The following is an 18,284-nucleotide window of genomic DNA, read 5'->3' as shown; positions in this document are numbered from 1 at the left end:
GAGGAAGATGACTTTGAACTATACATTTACTGTAAACGGTGAGTGGCAAGGCGCAAGGGACGCTGTCGGCAGCATCGGCTCGAAAGGCTTCGAAACAAAAATTTCTGTTGATACGTCCATGAACGGCCCAGGCATCGGTACGAATCCCGATGAATTGTTGATCGCAGCGACACAATCGTGCTACATGATAACTCTCGCGAACATTTTAACGAAAAAAGGTTTACCTTATACATCCATGAAAGTTCGCTCGGAAGGCATCGTCAGTGAAGAAGGTGGCTTGCATTTTGAAGCCATTACGCATTATCCTTCTATTTATTTGACGAAAGAAGCCTCCGATGAGATCGCAGAAGCCGTAAAAAAAGCGGCCTTTAAGGCCGAGGAAAAATGCATGATTGGTAATGCCGTAAAGGGGCGTGTGAAAATCAGCGTTCAACCGACAGTCATCCGGGGTGACGCCCCAGTTGGGACACTGTAAAATTTTTTGGGGCCGGAGACGACGCATTTTTAGCGTCGAATGTCTGACCCCGACATCCTCATTAACCGCTCATACGCTTTTACAAATTGCTCCTTGGAGTCCCTTAATGTATCCACTAAGGCGAGACTTTCCGCTTTAAGGAACATGACCTCTTTCTTTTTTTGTTCGAAATTCCCGGCAATTTGGTCCGCTGTTTTCAACAACCTATCCTTTTGCTTAACGATCGCCTCGCTTCTTTTCCTCAATATTTCTATCGATTTTCCTAAGCGAATCACTTGATCTTTAACGTTGCGACTTTCCTTAACCGCATGAACGATCAGCCAAATGAAAGCAATACCCATAAGCGCAAGGCTTAACCAGACAATAATCACCATTTTTGCCTCCTTTCTTTTCTATTGTGCCCCTTTTCTACTCGTCCATCAAAAACTTATGAACATTCATCTGAAAGCGCTCGGTAAGTTTTTCGGGCCATCATTTGATCTAATAGAATGGCTGCCAATACCCCGATGACCAAGCCGTTATGTAATAATGAACGCAAGACGTTCGGCAATGAGGAAAGGACAGTCTCCGGAATGAACAAGACACCTGCGCCAATCATGATGGAAAGCGAAATCACCTGTACCTTTTGCACGTTTTGCAGATCCTGTTTTACCGTGTTCATGCCGAGACCTAAAATTCCCGCCATGGAGACAAATAAAGTGGCATAACCGACAGGAGCCGGTAGTGCGGCAAAAAAGGTCGTGATCATTGGAAAAAAACTCATGATGAGAATCATTGCGGCACCTATGAGAAAAGGTAGCCTTTCCTTAATGCGGGTTGTTAAGATAAACCCCGCTGAACCCGAGATGGGCACACCTCCGACAGTTGGAAACATGCCGGCTAGCATTTGGTTGATCCCCATGACAAAACTCGTTTTCCGCATACTTTCCGGTTTTTCTGGCTGGACGACTTGTCTTACCGCTTCAATGCTCGCAATCATATTGGTCAAAAGCAGAAGACCGGTTAAAAGCGATGTGATGAAGATCCCGGCATCAAAAGTTGGCACTCCCCAGACAAACCATTTCGGCACCGTCACGATATCCAGCTGGGCAGAAGACTGTGAAGCCGTTAATCCTAAGATGCTGAACAATACCCATCCGAAAATTAAGCTGATTAGTACAGAATAATTTTTTAGAAAAACCATGCGCGATTGTGATAAGAAGATGGATAAAGCGAGCGTGATGAGCGAAGCTAAAGCCGTCTTTCCGTCGACGCGCCCTACATCTGCTCCTAATATCCCAGAGATGAACGGACCGCTGAGCTGTATGATTAACAAAATCAGATAAGTGCCGATAACAGCGGGTGTAAACAACTTTTGCACAAAACGGATCATATTGAAAGCCGAAAGCAATATAAAAAGCACGCCCGAAGCAACCAACCCCATTTCCAAACCGCTTAACACCTTCTCAGGAGAGCCGGATTGTGCGGCGAGAGCGGCATATGCTAGAAAAACGCCCCACCAGAGTCCTGCCGGCCCTTCGGTGAGCGGCAGTTTATGGCCGAATAGCCCTTGCAATAAAGTGGTGATGCCTACGACAAAAAACGTCCGTTGTAGTAAGTCGGCGGTCTCTGCATGCGTGAAGCCAAACGCGAAAGCGACAGAAACCGGGGCCACGATCGTTCCCGCTAGAATAAAAACCATCCATTGAAAAGAAGCTAATGTTGTTTTTCCCATAAGTCGCAATACTCCTTAATATCGATCATCCAGCCCTTAGTTTACCAAATGTGATGCATTCATGCGGAAACTTTGCTTAAAGCACTTGGTGCATTTAAGATTACCAAAGCATAAGTCCGGTTTTTTTATGATTAGAGACCTATTGCGGGCCGTTCTAATTTATAGGCCTATCTGGCTCGCCTTCCTTTTCGAGATGGTCGATGGAATAATACTAAAAGCCATTTTGATCCTAATTCTATCTCAAAATGGTTTAGAGGATACAGATGTTGGGAAATCAACCTTTGGGCCAGGCTTTTTTTTCCAATAAGTTCAAGCTAAATGCCATTTCAAAAAATTTCTCAGCCCAAAATGGCAGATAGAGCCTCGCTAAAGGCCATTTTGGACAGCTTCCTGCTTCAAAGTGGTTTTTGGGATACAGATATTGGTAAAACATTGCGAGTCCGCAATATTTTACCAATAAATTCAAGCTAGATACCACTTCAAAAAGTTTTTCAGCCCAATCTATTCTTTTGAACCGTGCAAATAGCCCTTTGAATCCCCTTCAAAAAAACAGCTTCTCACGGATTGACCGAATGAGAAGCTGTTACCGCTTACCACCATGCGGGCAATTGAGGCGGACCGTAAGCCGGCGGGATTGGTGCACCATATGGACCATAGGGTAATGGTGCCATGCTCGTTGGGGTAGGTGTTGCCCAATAAGGTGGCGGAAGAGGGCCATAATACCCGCCCCAACCGCCGAAACCATAAGGCCCTGGGGACAAACCGCCATAATAATAAACGTTCTGCGGTAACTGATAGCCGACCGCACCGACAATCACTAGTAAAATAAACAAAACCAAAATGATGGTAAATTCTCTTTGTCTAGCTTGTCGTGTTTCTATATCCACACATCTACCCCCTTCGACGGGCTCCTTTTATTCTATGTATAAAGTTCGAAAGGTGACAGGGCCGCCTACTCGCGTGATGATATTTTAAAAATAATGATGATTTGGTAAGCTAGTAAAAGGTTAATAGAATGGAAAGGGTGTTACTCTAATGAAAAAGTTTGTCGCGATCCTCTGTCTTTTTCTACTCATCCCGAATATGGCCTCCGCGCACGCCGAATTGGTTGACAGCCAACCGAAACAAGGCGAAACCGTCAAACAAGCCGTGGATGCGCTGACATTGGACTTTAGTGAAGAAGTCAAAGCCTTTAAAAACTTTTCTTTAACGGATGAAAATGGCAAAGCTGTTCCGGCCGTAACACCGTCTGTTTCGGGAAAAAAGGTGACGGTTAACCTCCAAAAACCGCTTGCCGACGGAAATTACATAGCAAAATGGGAAATTGTCGCCGCAGACGGCCACCAAAGCAAAGGGCAGTTAACCTTTACCGTCGGCGAGGAAAAACAACAAACACCATCTCCAAAAAAGACGCCTATCGAAAAGCCGATAGAAAAAACAGATCATACAACGTTATACACCGGTGCAGCCATTCTACTTGGGATCATCATAATCGTCGCATTTTTGGCGCTCCTTAAAAAGAAAGACTAATAAGGGGGAAGCCGTGTGATTTATGTAACGGTAACGGAAGTTCTGCTTTATTTTTGTTTTGCGCTCCTCGGCGGAACCCTCACTTTTTATAGTCTAGATGAAGAAAAGCGGCCGGATGTCCGCATGAAAAAACAGTGGTTGCTATATGCTACTTTAGCCGCAGGGGTGCTTTCCTTTGCCCCCATTCTTTATACGATCATCCTGCTTGGTCAAGATACGGGGTATTGGCAAGCCTTAACCGGCGTCCTGTTTACTTTCCAGATCGGAAAAGCGTGGATGGTAACGCTTGTTTTGGTGATTTTGCTTGCAGGGCTTATCTATTTTAATGATTTGGAAAGAGATCACATTCTTTCAAAGCTCGGGCTGATCCTTTTTATCGGAATACTCGTGACGTATGCGAAAGCCGGGCATGCCGCAAGCCTCTCACCGACATGGGGATTTACCGCGCATTTTTTTCATTTATTAGCGGTTTCTTTATGGACGGGAGGTTTAATAACAGCCGCCTGGTTTAGCCAAAGCACCGAACGTTGGCCAAACTTCCTGCGGTGGTTTACGCCTTTTTCAATCGTTTGTATTCTCGCCGCATTGGCATCGGGTTTCGGAACGATGATGATCGATATTGCTAAGCCTCTTGACCATTCGCTTTCCGCAACAGCCTATCAATACAAGCAAGGCTTAATCATGAACTACGGCGAAGCACTTATCATCAAGCATCTTTTACTCATTCCGCTGATTTTGTGTGCGGCGTTTAACGGCTTTTATGCGAAACATCGCCTGCGTTTTGCCAAGCGCTCGCCGTATGCCTTTATCAAATGGGCGCGGGTGGAAAGCATCATCCTATTCTTTATCTTTGCGGCCACGGCCTTTATGGGGCAACAGAAGCCGCCGCATGATGTCGCGCAATCCATTTTATCGGGTGAGACGAGCCCCCTCTTTGCCGCGCTTTACAGCGGAACCGTTAAAAGCGACACCGTCCTTCATTTTTCGATGACATATATGACCGCGATCTTTTTTCTCATCGCCGTCCTTTTCCTAGTGATGACCGCCATCGTCATTATGAAAAAAAGATCAGCATTCATCGCGGTCGTCTGCTCGGTCGGCTACCTCATCAGCAGTTATTTGGGAGTGATGTCAGGGTTACATTAAATATGATATAATTATCTACTGTGACGATTTTTAAGGAGGTTACCTGAGATGGGAAACAAAGTGGCGCTAATTACGGGCGGCTCCCGCGGCATCGGCAAAGCGATTGCCGAAAGGTTTGCCCGTGAACAATATGATCTCGTCATCAATTATATGAGAAAAAAATCCAAAGCCGAAGAAACAAAAGCTGAATTAGAAGAAAAATACGGCGTGAAAGTACATACCGTTAAAGCGAATGTCGGTGAACTCGACCAAATTCGCGCATTGTTTGCCGAAACCGAGGAAGTTTTTGGACGGCTAGATGTATTCATCAATAACGCCGCATCGGGTGTGCAACGGCCGTTGATGGAAATCGAAGAACATCATTGGGATTGGACACAGGATATCAACGCAAAAGCTTACCTGTTTGCCTCCCAGGAAGCGGCGAAGTTAATGGAGAAAAACGGCGGTGGCGCTATCGTTTCCATTTCAAGCCTTGGCTCGATTCGCGCTTTGCCAAATTACGTCGTCGTCGGCGTTTCCAAAGCTGCGGTGGAAGCCCTCACCCGATATTTAGCCGTTGAACTGGCACCGAAAAACATCGTCGTCAATACGGTTTCCGGTGGCGCGGTCGATACCGATGCCTTAAAGCATTTTCCGAATCGGGAAGAGTTGCTGGAAACAGCGCGGAAAAAGAATCCATCCGGCCGCATCGTCGAACCGGAAGACATCGCCGAAGCCGTGTACTTCCTTTGCACCCCAGCTGCTTCCATGATCCGCGGCCAAACCATCATCGTCGATGGTGGATTAAGTCTTTTGGTAAGCGAATAAAAAGGATGGCGCACTATGCGTCATCCTTTTTTTAGTCAATTGGCTTATGGAAAGGCGGCAAATATTTTCTCGCTCTACCTAGCAAAGTGCAATGCGGTCAACCTTCTTTGGCATCAGAGCCTAGCTGTTTTCGATACAAATCATCATATTTTTGTATAAGTTCCAAATCCAAGTCTGTGATGCCTTTCATCCGCCACGAAGTTAATTTTAACGTGACAACCTTATAATCAATGGAAATAAACGGATGATGCTTGACTTCCTCTGAAAGTTTCGCAATGTCATTGACAAAAGCAATGCCTTTCAAAAATTCCGGAAAGCGATACCGTTTGCGCAGCCATTTTTCCTCTTCGACCGTCCAGCCGTCCAATTCGTTTAAGACGTTGGCCACTTCCTCATCACTGACCCGTCGCACTTTGCCCTCCCCTTTCTAAAATTGACTCGTCCCTCAGCGCTTTAATTGAGCAAGACATCGATTTTTTCATATAAATAGTCCCGCGCCTCATTGAGATAGCGGATGGCGGTTTCACGATCCGTCAATTTTAAATAAGCATTTAGGACCATGTCCTGCAGCTTGCCATCACCTGTTTCTTGCACGACTTCCAAGACAAGCTGCCCCATTTTTTCAGGCTCATTATCATTTAATATCGCAAAACGAAATTCACTCACAATCTCTGTGAGGACTTGTAATCTTTCTAAATCGCTCACCATACTACCCCTTATTCATATGATCATTCCTTTTTTAGAATACCATATGACGAGGGAGAGTTTCAGTCAGGCGCTCAAGATTTTTAAAATGGGTTAACCACAAGCAAAAACGGCCGGACAGATATCGATGATGGACCTAGGTTTTCCATCAATGATAAGTTGCCGGCCATTTCACCTTTACATCCATTTATGAAAGTTTTTGTGGCTATTTAATCTCTCCGCAAACAATCCGCGCTCCAGAGTTACCAGATGGGTCCGTCATTTGGTCATCTTCATCCGCGTGAATGATGAGGGCTGAGCCATCCTCGTCCCTGAGCGAATTTTTCTTTCCTTTTTCTAAAGTCACGCGTGATGTGATAAACGATGTTTGGGCATGGCCATTTTGGTCGGCAAAAAGATTTTCTAAATCACCAGCATGCGGACCTTTGGGGTTTTGCAAACCATGCTTTTTGCCGTATGGATTAAAATGATCTCCGGCGCTTACAAAATCAGCCGGTTGGCATACCCCTTTTTCATGAAAATGGATGCCGTGTAATCCCGGCTTGAGCCCTTGCACCGTCAGCTGGACAACGACCCCGCCTTCCGATTGGCTGAGCAAAGCTTGCCCAACGACGTCACCCTTGGTGTTTTTTAACACAACAGCATAAGAAGCCGGTGTCTTCTCCACTTTTTCTTTGGCTGATGCATAAGACCCAGTCATCGCGAGAGGAGCTAATGCCATAATAAAGCTAGTGACAGAGATGACTAAAGTTTTCAAAAGCATTCCTCCATACCTAAAGGTTTACATTCTTATCTTGGTCCATATTAAAACATCCTATAACTGCCAAAGAAGCGGAATGTTTTTTATGGAAAAGCCACCGATTTTGAGTCTTGGAGGAAAGTTTTCGTACCTATCGGTTGTTGATGCAATTGAATTTTTTTATTGGTTCCGTTTACTCCCGCAAATCGAGATCTATAGCATTGGGCCCGGTTTGGACGGCACTTCCCCCTTGTGGCTCGATGCTGATGACGATCCGTTCAACCTTTGGAATATCGGGGTGGTGCACAATGACATGAGCAAAATTTTGGTCGATCTGCAAGATGCCGGCATTTTCTTTATTATTATTTGAAATAAGCCACGCTTGATAATCCCGACCTTGAATCGGTTTCAGGCCATCTAAAAACAACATGATATCATTCGTACTCGCATTGACCCAAACATAGCCGTCCATATTTCGGGCATGGACCGGCACAACCCGATAGGCATGGGTTTGGTGTGGGATGACGCCCGTTTTTACGTTAGAAATACTGTGCCCTAGTTGATGACCGTCTGGCTGCATGGACCAACGCCCTGCCACAAAACCGACACCTAATAACAAAAATGCCATGCAGCACGCAGTGAGCAATCTTTTATTCAAGCGAAAGCTTCTCTCTTTTTTGCCGATGGTATGATAGATTCTCTTCTTCACATATTCGCCGGGTTTTGGTGGAAGTGAGGCAACGCTTGGGAGTATCTTTGACCACTCTTCATGAAGTTTTTGGCAATGCGCGCAATAGGTTAAATGGTTATGTAGTTGTCGTTTGGTGTTTTCATCCTTGATATGACCTAACAGATCATCAATGATGTCTTGTTCGGTCCACTCACATTTTATGCTCATGGCGATTGTCACCTCCGTATGCCCGGCTTTCATTTTCAGCAAATTGCTTGCGTAGGTTTTTCAAGCCGTACCGAATCAATGATTTCACCGTGCCAATCGGTTTTTTCATCATGGCAGCAATTTCCTCTTGCGTCTGGTAACCGAAGTATTTTTGAAAAACGGCTTCCTTCTGCGATGCTGGTAAAAGTTCAAGTGCAGAAAGCAGCCGTTCCCGTTCCAATTTGTTTGCGACCACTTCTTCTGCAGCGGGGGCTTGTTCCTTGCTCTGGCGAATGCCGACGATGATCCGCTTTTTCTTTCGCAGCCGATCAAGATAGCGGCTTTTGGTTTTGACGGCCAGCCAAGCTTTGACACTACCTCGGGTAGAATCAAATTGTTCAGGATGCCTGAACACTTCGACGAACACATCATGGCACAAATCTTCCGCCTCAGAGCGGTTATTCGTCATTTTAAGAGCAATCTGATAGACAAATCCGACATGTGTTTCATAGAAAAGGTCGAAAGCTTCCATAGACCCTGACCGCATTTCGGCTAAAAGCCGTTCCGGTCGGTCATCGGTATACGCCACTTTACCCACCCCTTTTCTTTTCACTTTTTTTTTATTATCGGGAAGGTCATAAGAAATCGCAACCCGGTTAGCCGTAAAAGGCATTTGGCAGTCGGTTGCGGAAAATTTGTTTTTTAAATAATTTCTCATGACTCACTTTCAATAGGTCGGCTTACGCATTGTGCCTCTTCCAATACCTTTCGCCCCCGACCGCATCATAAGACTGCGTTTACAAATTGCCTTCAATCCACTTTTTACCGAATAGACATGCCGAGCTTACTCATCACCCAAGGACGGATTAACATCGGTTTTTAATAAATTCTTATTTTGATAAATCGATTTTTCCCGATCGTGCGTATACCGTATGAATCTATTTATTTAAGGGGGAAATGTCGATGTTGAAAAAACTTAGCGCCATCTTAACGCTTATATTGCTGCTTTTTACTAGTAGCACCCACATCACACATGCGGCAGGCGGCATTGAACTCTACACGCCTTATACCGGCATTTCCGTGACGCCAGGAGACAGTGTCACTTATGATGTCGATGTCATTAACCATACGGGAAGCATTCAAAATGTAAAATTTTCGGTTAAAGGTTTACCGAAAGGCTTTACAGCCAAACTGACAGCCGGAAGTTGGGAAGTCCATCAACTGTCGGTTCAACCTGGAAAATCAGAACAAATGTCAGTCGAAGTGAACGTTCCTTTGAAAATTGAAAAGGGAACGTATCACTTCAGCATTGTTGCCGATGGCGAAGGAACTAGTGCCACGCTGCCGCTGAGCATTACGGCTAGTCAAAGCGGGACTTATGAATCGGATTTTAAAGTCGACCAATCCAACATGGAAGGCACCGACAGTTCCACCTTCGATTTCACCGCCACTTTGCAAAACCATACGGCAAGAGCACAGCGTTATGCGCTCACATCGAGCGCTGAGTCCGGTTGGGATGTCCAATTCCAAGTCGATGGAAAAGGCGTCACCTCGGTAGAACTTGACCCCAACACGACCAAAGACATTACCGTTCATGTCGAGCCGCCGAAAAACGTCAAAGCTGGCACATACGAGATTCCCATTAAAGCAACGTCTGGGTCAACCGAAGCCAAGGCGACGCTTGATGTCGTCATTACCGGTACGTATCAGATGGAAGTCACGACATCCGATCAAAATTTAAATACCGATGTCACGGCTGGACACGCGAAAACCATTACGATTCTCGTCAAAAATACCGGGTCCGGCACGCTCCGGAATGTCCAATTAAGTGCGACAACGCCCGATGACTGGAAAGTAGACTTCGACCCCGAAAGCTTAAAAACGATTGCACCGGGGAAAACATCTAAAGTCAAGGCGACCATCCATGCTTCTGATAAAGCGATTGCCGGCGACTATATGGTCAATATCAGTGCACAATCCGACGACACATCAGCCGAAGCCGATTTGCGCGTGACGGTCAAAACGTCCTGGCTTTGGGGATGGATCGGTGTCATTATCATCATCGCCGTCGCAGCTGGTATCTACTATCTGATTAAAAAGTACGGGAGGAGATAGTCGTGACGGAGGTGATGATTCAACTCCGCGGACTGACAAAAAAATATGAAGACATCACGGCTGTTGACAATTTGACACTGGATATCCTACGCGGGGAAATTTTTGGCTTGCTCGGACCAAACGGCGCCGGTAAGTCCACAACCATATTAATGTTGCTTGGGCTAACGGAGCCAACGAGCGGGTCGGTCCATGTGAACGGCGTGGATGCCACCCGTTACCCGATTCGGGTCAAACAAATAGTTGGTTATTTGCCGGATGACGTCGGCTTTTACGAAGATCGCACGGGAGTTGAAAACCTTGTTTTAACGGCACAATTAAACGGGGTTGCACAAGATGAGGCGCTTGATCGCGCACAAACGCTTTTAAAAAGAGTCGGCCTCGAACAAGCCGGCGACAAGAAAGTGGGCACTTACTCCCGCGGCATGCGCCAGCGGCTTGGGCTGGCAGATGTTTTGATCAAAAACCCCGATATCATCATTCTTGACGAACCGACGCTCGGCATTGACCCAGAGGGTGTTCGGGAATTTCTTAGGTTAATCCGCACTCTTAGCCGTGACGAAGGGCTGACGGTTCTCCTTTCCTCACACCATTTGCATCAAGTCCAACAAATCTGCGACCGCGTCGGTTTGTTTGTAAGTGGACGGCTACTTGCAACGGGAAACATCGATGAACTCGCGAAGGCATTATTTGAAAAGGATCCAATTATTATTCGCATCCAGTTACGCTCGGCTGACGACCGCCTTCAGCATGTGCTCGAGAATATGGAAGATGTCCATAAAATAAAAAAACTCGACGAATCGCGCTTTGAATTGCACTGCACTCGAGACATCACATCGGAAATCGCTCGGAAAATCGTTCGCGAAGGGTACGATTTACAAGAGTTAACAAAAAAGCATTACGGGTTGGATGAAATATACCACCGCTACTTTGAGGGAGGTGACAGGCATGAGAAGCCCCTTTCAAAAGTTAAATGAAAGCTCTATCGAATTAGGCACATTAAAAATCCCCTTCCTAACGCCACTTAAGAAAAAAAGAACCGTTCAATCCGGGCCGTTCTGGGTGCTCGTGCAAAAGGAAATCAGTGATCATATTCGCAGCTTACGATCGATCATTCTTTTTGCAATTATTGTTTTAACGTGCCTTGCTTCGCTTTATACTGCAGTTTCGGGAATAAAAGACAAAGACCCAAGTGATTTAAGCCGTGACAATCTATTCCTTATGCTTTTTACGATGTATAAAGATCCGATCCCGCCGTATATCACGTTTATCGGTTTTCTGGGGCCGCTCCTTGGCATTTCATTAGGGTTTGATGCCATCAATTCGGAGCGGAATAAAGGGACGCTTAGCCGGCTGATGAGTCAACCGATTCCCCGTGACTATATTATTAATGCAAAATTTGTCGGTGCACTTTCCGTCATCAGTTTTTTATTCTTCGCTCTCGGCTTCTTGGTCATGGGTATAGGGTTACTCGTCATTGGTATTCCACCAACTGCGGAAGAGTTTTGGCGCATCATCTTTTTCATTATGATCAGCATTGTTTATGTCGCCTTTTGGTTGAATCTGGCCATACTCTTTTCCGTGCGCTTTAAACAGGCGGCCACTTCAGCCTTATCCTGCATCGCCATTTGGATTTTCTTCAGCGTGTTTTTCGGCATGCTCATCAGTTTGATTGGTTCTGCGCTTGCCCCGAGTCAAACGGCACCGGTCGAGGATTTGCTCAGTTATTCTAAATTCATGCACGGGTTGTCGAATTTTTCACCGAATGAATTATTTAGTGAAGCGACATCGACCCTTTTGACACCATCCATTCGCACGCTTGGGCCATTGACGATGAGCCAAGTCTACGGAGCCGTGCCCAACCCGCTTTCCCTCGGGCAAAGCGTCTTGCTCGTCTGGCCCCAACTGACCGGTCTGATCGCCGCCACCATCGTTTGTTTCGGCTTATCGTATCTTTTATTCTTGCGCCAGGAAATCCGTTCCCGTTCTTAAATTCTAAAATAACTCTAAGGGATTTGAACGGTTCCCATTTAAATAGATAGTGGAAGTCATCCAAGAGATTAGGTGCCTTAGTTCCATATTCCATTGGGCTAAGGCCGTTTCGTTTTTGCCTTAATATTAAACTGAGTCCGAATGAGAAAAAAGGAATATGCGGAGAAGATCAAGGAAATGCCCATGAAATCCAAGGGGATTTGGAAAAGAGGTATAAAGAACTTGCAAAAATCATGGGGGTTCGGCGCTCTAACTATAATCTATTCATCCCCATTTTTTATTCAATAGGGATGAATAGATGGTTTTCAGTATCCTTCTCTAAATACAGTACGGGCGAGAACCGCCACCGTGGCTTTATTATTTTTGATTCGCGCGGACGACCGATTCGAAGAAGGTTTTATGCGTGCCGTCACAAAAAGGTTTATTAGAAGATTGGCCACAGCGGCAAAGCGAAAACGTTGCCTTTGTTTCAAATTCATTTCCTTCCGCATCAATTAACTTTACCGGGCCGGAAACCACATATGGGCCATTATCACGCACTTTAATCGTTGGCATGTCTGACATATACGTCCCTCCAATTCTTTTTGTATAAAAATTCTATTCTTTTCCTCATTGTTGTGTCAAGAAACGACCGCATTGATGTTGACGCCACAAGTTTGGTAGCGACTACATTGATACCTGTTTTCTCCTAGATGAGGATGGAATGTTTAATTCGCTGCGATACTTGGCGACGGCCCGCCGAGAAATGACAATCCCTTGATTCCATTTTAATGCGTTGGCAATCGCTTGATCCGATAACGGCTGCCTCCGGTCTTCGGTCTCGACGAGTTCCCGAATGAGGATTTTGACACTTGTAGCGGAAATCCCCCTTGAGCCATGTGTTTTAACTTCGGAAGAGAAAAAGCGGCGAAGTTCAAAGATGCCATGTGGTGTTTGCACATATTTTTCACGGGCCGCCCGGCTAACCGTTGATTCATGAATATTCAAGTCATGGGCAATATCCTTCAGGGTAAGAGGTGCCAAGGCTTTCGGCCCCCATTCCAAGAAACGGCCTTGCCGCTCCATAATCGCCCGAGTGACGTTCAGGACGGTTTTTCTCCGCTGTTCGATGCTTTTCACCAACCACGTGTAGTGCCGGTATTTTTGATGAATAAACATTTCCGCCTCACTGCGTGCCGGACGTTTTAGCCATTCATCATAATGATGGTTAAAATAGATTTTCGGCAATGGTTCGACGAGCGCAATGTCGTATTGGCCGTCTCTTTTTTCAACGATCAAATCCGGCCGAATATATGGCGTCCGCTTCGAAGGTTCAAAACGCACGGGTTTCGGGTTTAAAGCTCGAATGTCAGAAACCGCCTCTTGAACGGCTTCCAAGGAGGTGCCGAGGCGTTCGGATAACGCCATCAAGTCGCCGGATGCGAGCTCTTCCAAATGGTTTTCAATGATTTCTTTAGCTAATGATCGATGGGGCTTCATCCGATCGATTTGAAGCAACAGGCATTCTTTTACACTCCTCGCGCCGATTCCAGGTGGGTCCAATGCCTGTAAGCATTCAAGCGCTTTCATCGCGACAGAAAAAGGGACGTCGAGTTGGTCAGAAACATCGATGATGTCTTCGCGGAAATAGCCATCATCATCCAACAGTGAAATGAAATAGGACACGATCTTGAGTAAGCTGGGATCGGTGATCGTAAGCCGCGCTTGTTGCATGAGATCTTCGCGAAAGTCGGGGGCATCAGTAGGAATCAGGTTCAAGACATCCGTTTTTCTTTCGCCATGCCCGTGCGGTCTTATGTGGAAGTGGCCGACATCATCGACCGATTCTTTAATATCGATAAGAGGATTTTCAGCGACTTGTTCATAAAGAAAATCCCTCAGTTCTTGAGTGGAAAACCTGAGCATGGAAATCGCCTGTTTTAATTCCGCTGTCATTTTGAGTTTCAAAGATTGCTGTTGGACTTGACGGAGCTCCATAGCCTCCACCCCCTTACTTACCTCCATTATAAAACCAGTTAACGGCCGTAAACAATAAAATGATTTGGTACCATTACCACAATATAAAATTTTTGAAGTATAATAGATAGAAAGTTTTTATCGGAATAGGGGAAGTCCATTGCAGAAATCAAATGCGTTCATCAACCCTTACATTGCTGTTCTTTTTGCTACATTCTCTATTTCAACATCGGCCATTTGGGTAAGGCTTTCCGATGCTCCTGCCGGTGTGACGGCCTTTTATCGGCTCTTTTTTTCGGTCGTCCTGATGTGCCCTTTAATCTATAAACATCAGCATGAATTTAAAATGATTAAAAAGAAGCACGTCTGGAGCTGTTTAGTTGCCGGCATCTTTTTAGCGTTTCACTTTATCCTCTGGTTTCGCTCTCTTGACTATACGTCGGTAGCCAGCTCCGTCGTTCTAGTGACGTTGCAACCACTATTTGCCTTTATCGGGTCGATGCTGCTCTTTAAAATACGGCCACATGTCGGGGCGTTCATCGGTGCCTTATGTGCGATTGGCGGGAGCGTTCTGATTGGCTGGGGAGACCTAGGCATTAGCACAAAAGCGTTGTTTGGGGATCTGCTTGCGCTTCTTGCCTGCTTTTTGATCACGGTGTATCTCATGGCTGGTCAAGTTGTGCGAAAAGATGTCCCCGTTTTTGCTTATACCTTTGTGGTCTACGGGATCTCAACGCTAACCTTGTTTCTTTATGTTTTACTGAACGGGCAGTCTTTTTTTACTTATGAGGCAAATGACTGGCTCATGTTCGTTCTCTTAGCGATTTTTCCGAATCTATTAGGGCATTCCATCTACAATTGGTCGGTCAAATGGGTGGGCGTCAACACCTTATCCATGACCATTCTTGGCGAACCGATTGGCTCTTCAATTCTTGCATATTTTATATTTGGTGAAAAACTCCATTTCCTGCAAGTCATCGGGAGCTTGACGATCTTTATTGGTATCACTATTTATCTGTTTTCAGAAAAGAAAAATCGATCCGGCAAGATCAGGGGGGCGGCTTGATCGTTAATTTGTCAACGGCACATGCCGTTCCAATAAAAATCGACAATGGTCTGTGCCGCCTCTTCCGGTGATTGGAAAAGGCGCTTGCCGTCTTGACGAGTATAATGTCCCACTTTAAGGAGCGAAACCAACGCTTGGGAAGCAAACATCGGGTGAATGCCGGCGGTCAACCGACTGGGCATTTCCTCTGCAATCGTTTTCCCAATGACCTCATAAAGCTCGTCCTCAGCCCTCTTCATTCTTTGCCTTTCTTCCGGCGTCAAGGCTGTTTCGCTCTCACGTAAAAAACTTTCTATATCAATGGTTTGGGTCGCCTTTAAATGGGCCAAGATGACTTCATAGAGCCGCTCTTTTAGCGGTTTTTTTTGCGCCAAAATGGCAATCATTTTTTCTAGAATATGCTTCATCATTCGAACCATGGCTTCAGTAAACAAATTCGACTTCGATTCAAAATAATAATAAACCGTCGCCTTTGTCACCCCGCAGGCTTCGGCGATCTCATCCACGGACACGTTTTTGTAACCAAGATCAATAAACAAGCGTGTCGCGGTGTCTAGTATCATTTGATCTTTCGGTGTATCCGTTTCTGACAATGGCGGGCGTCCCGGCGGACGTTTGGCAGTTTTTTTCATCTTTCAAAGCCCCTTAAACAATCTTCTTTTTGTATTATAACTTGTGTTTTAAGTTTTGTAATACCTTCCGGCTCCTTACCAGCTAAGGCGTGGCAAGTTAAGAGAACGAAAAACATTTTTTCTTGAATAATATACTAACCAGTATATATAATTATTATGACATTCAGGAGGTGGAAACATTGAACCGTTTGATAGATCAAATGACGAGTATTCGCGGCCGATGGGTAACGCTCATCATCTGGGTCGTCCTCACCGCGGTTTTATCCATGACGCTACCTAACGTTAATTCTGTTGAGGATAATTCTTCCCAGCTGTTAGATGATCAAGTCATGAGCGTCAAGGCCCAAAAAATCATCAAAGAAGAATTTCCTAACGAAAATGGCATGCCTTTATTAATTGTTTGGGAGCGTTCTGGGGGTTTGGAAAAGGATGATTATAACACGATTAAACAGCTCTATGTAGAATTAACAAAACACCCCCTTAAGGAAATGGGAGATCTTCCGCCATTTTCGAAGCTCCCTATTCAAGCTTTGGCCAAAGGTACATCTAAAGACGGGGAAGCGATCATCACGCCGATTTTTATCCATAACGGGGCAGACCAAGACGTTCTTAAAGCAGATGTCCAAGCGGTCAAAGATAAAATTAAGCAACTCACCAACAAGGAAACGGTGGAAGGAGATGTATCCACCCCAGGCCTTCATGTCCGATTAACCGGACCCGTGGGCATTTCAGTCGATGCGGTTTCCCTTTTTAGCAAAGCCGACCTGACATTATTGTTCTCGACCGTTCTTCTCGTATTAATCTTACTGATTGTGCTTTACCGTTCCCCTATTCTAGCGATTGTCCCGCTCATTGCCGTGGTTTTTGCCTATGGATTGGCAGGCCCAATTCTCGGAGCCATGGCTAAAAACGGTTGGATTACGGTGGACGCCCAAGCGGTTTCCATCATGACCGTGCTCCTTTTTGGGGCGGGGACGGATTATTGTTTATTTTTGGTATCCAAATACCGCGAGAATTTGCTTTATGAAGAAAATAAAATAACGGCGTTGCAAAAGGCGCTGAAGCATTCCGGCGGTGCCGTGGCCATGAGCGCTTTAACCGTCGTCCTCGGTCTTTTGACTTTACTTTTAGCCCGCTATGGATCCTATATCCATTTTGCCGTGCCGTTCAGCTTGGCCGTTTTGATTATGGGGCTGACAGCGTTAACCTTTTTACCGGCTGTGTTATCCTTACTTGGGCGTAGCGCCTTTTGGCCTTTTATACCAAGGACGAAGGAAATGACGCAAAAGCTATCGGAAGCCAAAAAGCGGCCCATTAAACAACGAAAAGCTCATGGTGCCTTCAGCCAGCACCTCGGCGAATGGGTCACAAACCGACCCTGGCAGATTTTAGTGGGATCGGTGGTCATTCTCGGCATCCTCGCATTGATGACCCCAAACATTAAATATACTTACGGATTATTGGATTCATTTCCGAAAGATATGCCTTCGCGCGTCGGTTATAGCATGATTGAAAAACACTTTGCATCTGGTGATTTGGCACCCGTGCAAGTCATTGTGGATACGGAAGGAAAAACGCTATCTGTGAGCGAGCGCTTAAAAGATTTGCCTTTTATCGAAAGTGTTTCAGAGGCTCAATCCGGGACGCATCATAAAAACCTCGTGCGTTATGATGTTGTCTTAAACCAAAACCCATATAGTACAGAAATGGTCAACGCCATTCCGGAAATCAAAGATCAAGTGCGCTTGGCGTTGAAAGATGCCGGCATCACAACAAAAGATCATTATTGGATTGGCGGTGAAACATCCGAATTATATGACACAGAGCAAATTACCCAACGGGATCAAACCGTTATCATGCCTACAGTCATCGCCATCATCGCCTTGCTTTTATTGCTTTATCTGCGATCGATTATCGCGATGGTTTACTTGATTCTGAGCGTTCTTTTATCATACTTTGCCGCTCTCGGCTTGGGCTGGGTCATTCTCCATCATCTAATGGGGGCCAATGCACTTCAAGGGCTCATTCCGCTATATGCTTTCGTGTTCCTTGTTGCACTCGGAGAAGATTACAACATTTTTATGATGTCGAGCATTTGGAAACATAGAAAAACCCACTCGATTAAGGAGTCTATTCGTAAAGGGGTCACGGAAACGAGTAGCGTGATAACGTCATGCGGATTAATTCTTGCCGCGACTTTTGCGGTTTTAGCTACCATGCCTATGGAGGTCTTGCTTCAATTCGGCATCGTGACAGCCATCGGCGTTTTACTGGATACGTTCATCGTTCGCCCGCTTCTCGTTCCTTCCATTACGGCCATTCTCGGCCGGTGGGCGTTTTGGCCGGGGAAATGGTGGAAAACGGACGCGACGATTGCCGAGTCCAAGGGCAGTTTCGAAACGGACCAATGACACGTCAAAAGCGGGGTTAATTCCTTTTGATATAAGAAATGCCGGGCATATGCCCGGTCTTTTTTTTAGTGATATACTGTTGAGCGTGCTAATTGAAAGGCCATTTTGGATCGTTTCCTAAT

The 18,284-nt window shown here is 45.7% G+C and carries 20 protein-coding genes; 9 read left to right on the top strand and 11 right to left on the bottom strand.

Annotated elements, in window-relative coordinates; translation table 11 throughout:
- The first annotated feature begins 13 nt into the window (after window positions 1-13).
- Entirely contained in the window at window positions 14-475 is a 462-nt protein-coding gene (locus H532_RS0102770) for an OsmC family protein (RefSeq protein ID WP_051263088.1), read from the top strand.
- A 29-nt stretch (window positions 476-504) separates the two neighbouring features.
- Here the strand turns inward: H532_RS0102770 and H532_RS0102765 are convergent, their stop codons facing one another.
- The 3 genes from H532_RS0102765 to H532_RS0102750 all read right to left on the bottom strand — a co-directional run bounded on the left by H532_RS0102765 (window position 505) and on the right by H532_RS0102750 (window position 3,076).
- On the bottom strand, window positions 505-846 hold the full coding sequence (locus tag H532_RS0102765) for a hypothetical protein (protein WP_155994951.1): 342 nt from the start codon (window positions 844-846) through the stop codon (window positions 505-507).
- A 56-nt stretch (window positions 847-902) separates the two neighbouring features.
- Window positions 903-2,189, bottom strand: coding sequence for a purine/pyrimidine permease (locus H532_RS0102760; protein ID WP_038111368.1), 1,287 nt, complete (start codon window positions 2,187-2,189; stop codon window positions 903-905).
- A gap of 590 nt (window positions 2,190-2,779) precedes the next feature.
- A complete protein-coding gene (locus H532_RS0102750) occupies window positions 2,780-3,076 on the bottom strand; it encodes a YjcZ family sporulation protein (protein WP_027724209.1) in 297 nt (98 codons plus the stop codon).
- Window positions 3,077-3,224: 148 nt separating this feature from the next.
- On the opposite strand from H532_RS0102750, the gene H532_RS0102745 reads away from it, so the two are divergent.
- From H532_RS0102745 to fabL, 3 genes are read left to right on the top strand one after another with little or no spacing between them, the layout of a single operon-like run.
- A complete protein-coding gene (locus H532_RS0102745) occupies window positions 3,225-3,719 on the top strand; it encodes a copper resistance CopC family protein (protein ID WP_027724208.1) in 495 nt (164 codons plus the stop codon).
- Window positions 3,720-3,734: 15 nt separating this feature from the next.
- Window positions 3,735-4,865: a copper resistance D family protein gene (locus tag H532_RS0102740; protein ID WP_027724207.1), complete on the top strand. Its 1,131-nt coding sequence runs from the start codon at window positions 3,735-3,737 to the stop codon at window positions 4,863-4,865.
- A gap of 48 nt (window positions 4,866-4,913) precedes the next feature.
- Window positions 4,914-5,672, top strand: a complete 759-nt coding sequence (gene fabL / locus H532_RS0102735; RefSeq protein WP_027724206.1) for an enoyl-[acyl-carrier-protein] reductase FabL — start codon at window positions 4,914-4,916, stop codon at window positions 5,670-5,672.
- Window positions 5,673-5,769: 97 nt separating this feature from the next.
- Here the strand turns inward: fabL and H532_RS0102730 are convergent, their stop codons facing one another.
- From H532_RS0102730 to H532_RS0102710, 5 genes are all read right to left on the bottom strand, one after another.
- Window positions 5,770-6,084, bottom strand: a complete 315-nt coding sequence (locus H532_RS0102730) for a 4a-hydroxytetrahydrobiopterin dehydratase (protein WP_027724205.1) — start codon at window positions 6,082-6,084, stop codon at window positions 5,770-5,772.
- 41 nt (window positions 6,085-6,125) lie between these two features.
- Window positions 6,126-6,377 (bottom strand): hypothetical protein, encoded by a 252-nt coding sequence (locus H532_RS0102725; protein ID WP_027724204.1) that lies wholly within the window; start codon window positions 6,375-6,377, stop codon window positions 6,126-6,128.
- Between the two features lie 205 nt (window positions 6,378-6,582).
- Complete coding sequence (locus H532_RS0102720; protein ID WP_027724203.1) at window positions 6,583-7,140, bottom strand: superoxide dismutase family protein; 558 nt, start codon at window positions 7,138-7,140, stop codon at window positions 6,583-6,585.
- A gap of 169 nt (window positions 7,141-7,309) precedes the next feature.
- Complete coding sequence (locus H532_RS0102715; RefSeq protein WP_027724202.1) at window positions 7,310-8,014, bottom strand: anti-sigma factor; 705 nt, start codon at window positions 8,012-8,014, stop codon at window positions 7,310-7,312.
- Window positions 7,998-8,711: an RNA polymerase sigma factor gene (locus H532_RS0102710; protein ID WP_051263087.1), complete on the bottom strand. Its 714-nt coding sequence runs from the start codon at window positions 8,709-8,711 to the stop codon at window positions 7,998-8,000. Before H532_RS0102710 ends, H532_RS0102715 begins: the two co-directional genes overlap by 17 nt.
- A 245-nt stretch (window positions 8,712-8,956) precedes the next feature.
- On the opposite strand from H532_RS0102710, the gene H532_RS0102705 reads away from it, so the two are divergent.
- The 3 genes from H532_RS0102705 to H532_RS0102695 are packed head-to-tail and all read left to right on the top strand — an operon-like array spanning window position 8,957 to window position 12,097.
- Complete coding sequence (locus tag H532_RS0102705) at window positions 8,957-10,108, top strand: COG1470 family protein (protein ID WP_081412279.1); 1,152 nt, start codon at window positions 8,957-8,959, stop codon at window positions 10,106-10,108.
- A 2-nt stretch (window positions 10,109-10,110) separates the two neighbouring features.
- On the top strand, window positions 10,111-11,082 hold the full coding sequence (locus H532_RS0102700; protein ID WP_027724199.1) for an ABC transporter ATP-binding protein: 972 nt from the start codon (window positions 10,111-10,113) through the stop codon (window positions 11,080-11,082).
- Window positions 11,054-12,097 (top strand): ABC transporter permease, encoded by a 1,044-nt coding sequence (locus tag H532_RS0102695; protein WP_081412278.1) that lies wholly within the window; start codon window positions 11,054-11,056, stop codon window positions 12,095-12,097. The genes H532_RS0102700 and H532_RS0102695 overlap by 29 nt, the downstream gene beginning before the upstream one ends.
- Before the next feature lie 357 nt (window positions 12,098-12,454).
- Here H532_RS0102695 and H532_RS0102690 read toward each other — a convergent pair whose 3' ends face one another.
- Together H532_RS0102690 and rpoN are read right to left on the bottom strand one after the other, a co-directional pair.
- Window positions 12,455-12,661, bottom strand: coding sequence for a CDGSH iron-sulfur domain-containing protein (locus H532_RS0102690; RefSeq protein ID WP_027724197.1), 207 nt, complete (start codon window positions 12,659-12,661; stop codon window positions 12,455-12,457).
- Window positions 12,662-12,763: 102 nt separating this feature from the next.
- Window positions 12,764-14,074, bottom strand: a complete 1,311-nt coding sequence (gene rpoN / locus H532_RS0102685; protein ID WP_027724196.1) for an RNA polymerase factor sigma-54 — start codon at window positions 14,072-14,074, stop codon at window positions 12,764-12,766.
- 139 nt (window positions 14,075-14,213) lie between these two features.
- On the opposite strand from rpoN, the gene H532_RS0102680 reads away from it, so the two are divergent.
- Window positions 14,214-15,119 (top strand): DMT family transporter, encoded by a 906-nt coding sequence (locus H532_RS0102680; RefSeq protein ID WP_051263086.1) that lies wholly within the window; start codon window positions 14,214-14,216, stop codon window positions 15,117-15,119.
- Window positions 15,120-15,130: 11 nt separating this feature from the next.
- Here the strand turns inward: H532_RS0102680 and H532_RS0102675 are convergent, their stop codons facing one another.
- Window positions 15,131-15,751 (bottom strand): TetR/AcrR family transcriptional regulator, encoded by a 621-nt coding sequence (locus tag H532_RS0102675; protein ID WP_027724194.1) that lies wholly within the window; start codon window positions 15,749-15,751, stop codon window positions 15,131-15,133.
- A gap of 200 nt (window positions 15,752-15,951) precedes the next feature.
- Here H532_RS0102675 and H532_RS0102670 point away from each other — a divergent pair, with 200 nt between their 5' ends.
- Window positions 15,952-18,162 carry an MMPL family transporter gene (locus H532_RS0102670; RefSeq protein WP_051263098.1) on the top strand — a complete coding sequence of 737 codons (2,211 nt, stop codon included), beginning with the start codon at window positions 15,952-15,954 and terminating at the stop codon, window positions 18,160-18,162.
- The last annotated feature ends 122 nt before the right edge of the window (window positions 18,163-18,284 follow it).

The organism is Tuberibacillus calidus DSM 17572 (genome assembly GCF_000430685.1).
Lineage (GTDB): Bacteria > Bacillota > Bacilli > Bacillales > Sporolactobacillaceae > Tuberibacillus > Tuberibacillus calidus.
The sequence above is the reverse complement of the archived record's forward strand: the minus strand, read 5'-3'. Positions and strand labels throughout refer to the sequence as shown.

What these genes read in the sequence shown, in the direction of transcription:
- fabL (WP_027724206.1), top strand. Translation starts at nt 4,914, where the DNA reads ATGGGAAACAAAGTGGCGCTAATTACGGGCGGCTCCCGCGGCATCGGC.
- H532_RS0102705 (WP_081412279.1), top strand. Translation starts at nt 8,957, where the DNA reads ATGTTGAAAAAACTTAGCGCCATCTTAACGCTTATATTGCTGCTTTTT.
- H532_RS0102720 (WP_027724203.1), bottom strand. Translation starts at nt 7,140, where the DNA reads ATGCTTTTGAAAACTTTAGTCATCTCTGTCACTAGCTTTATTATGGCA.
- H532_RS0102760 (WP_038111368.1), bottom strand. Translation starts at nt 2,189, where the DNA reads ATGGGAAAAACAACATTAGCTTCTTTTCAATGGATGGTTTTTATTCTA.
- H532_RS0102710 (WP_051263087.1), bottom strand. Translation starts at nt 8,711, where the DNA reads ATGAGAAATTATTTAAAAAACAAATTTTCCGCAACCGACTGCCAAATG.
- H532_RS0102745 (WP_027724208.1), top strand. Translation starts at nt 3,225, where the DNA reads ATGAAAAAGTTTGTCGCGATCCTCTGTCTTTTTCTACTCATCCCGAAT.
- H532_RS0102690 (WP_027724197.1), bottom strand. Translation starts at nt 12,661, where the DNA reads ATGTCAGACATGCCAACGATTAAAGTGCGTGATAATGGCCCATATGTG.
- H532_RS0102670 (WP_051263098.1), top strand. Translation starts at nt 15,952, where the DNA reads ATGACGAGTATTCGCGGCCGATGGGTAACGCTCATCATCTGGGTCGTC.
- H532_RS0102695 (WP_081412278.1), top strand. Translation starts at nt 11,054, where the DNA reads ATGAGAAGCCCCTTTCAAAAGTTAAATGAAAGCTCTATCGAATTAGGC.
- H532_RS0102715 (WP_027724202.1), bottom strand. Translation starts at nt 8,014, where the DNA reads ATGAGCATAAAATGTGAGTGGACCGAACAAGACATCATTGATGATCTG.
- H532_RS0102675 (WP_027724194.1), bottom strand. Translation starts at nt 15,751, where the DNA reads ATGAAAAAAACTGCCAAACGTCCGCCGGGACGCCCGCCATTGTCAGAA.
- rpoN (WP_027724196.1), bottom strand. Translation starts at nt 14,074, where the DNA reads ATGGAGCTCCGTCAAGTCCAACAGCAATCTTTGAAACTCAAAATGACA.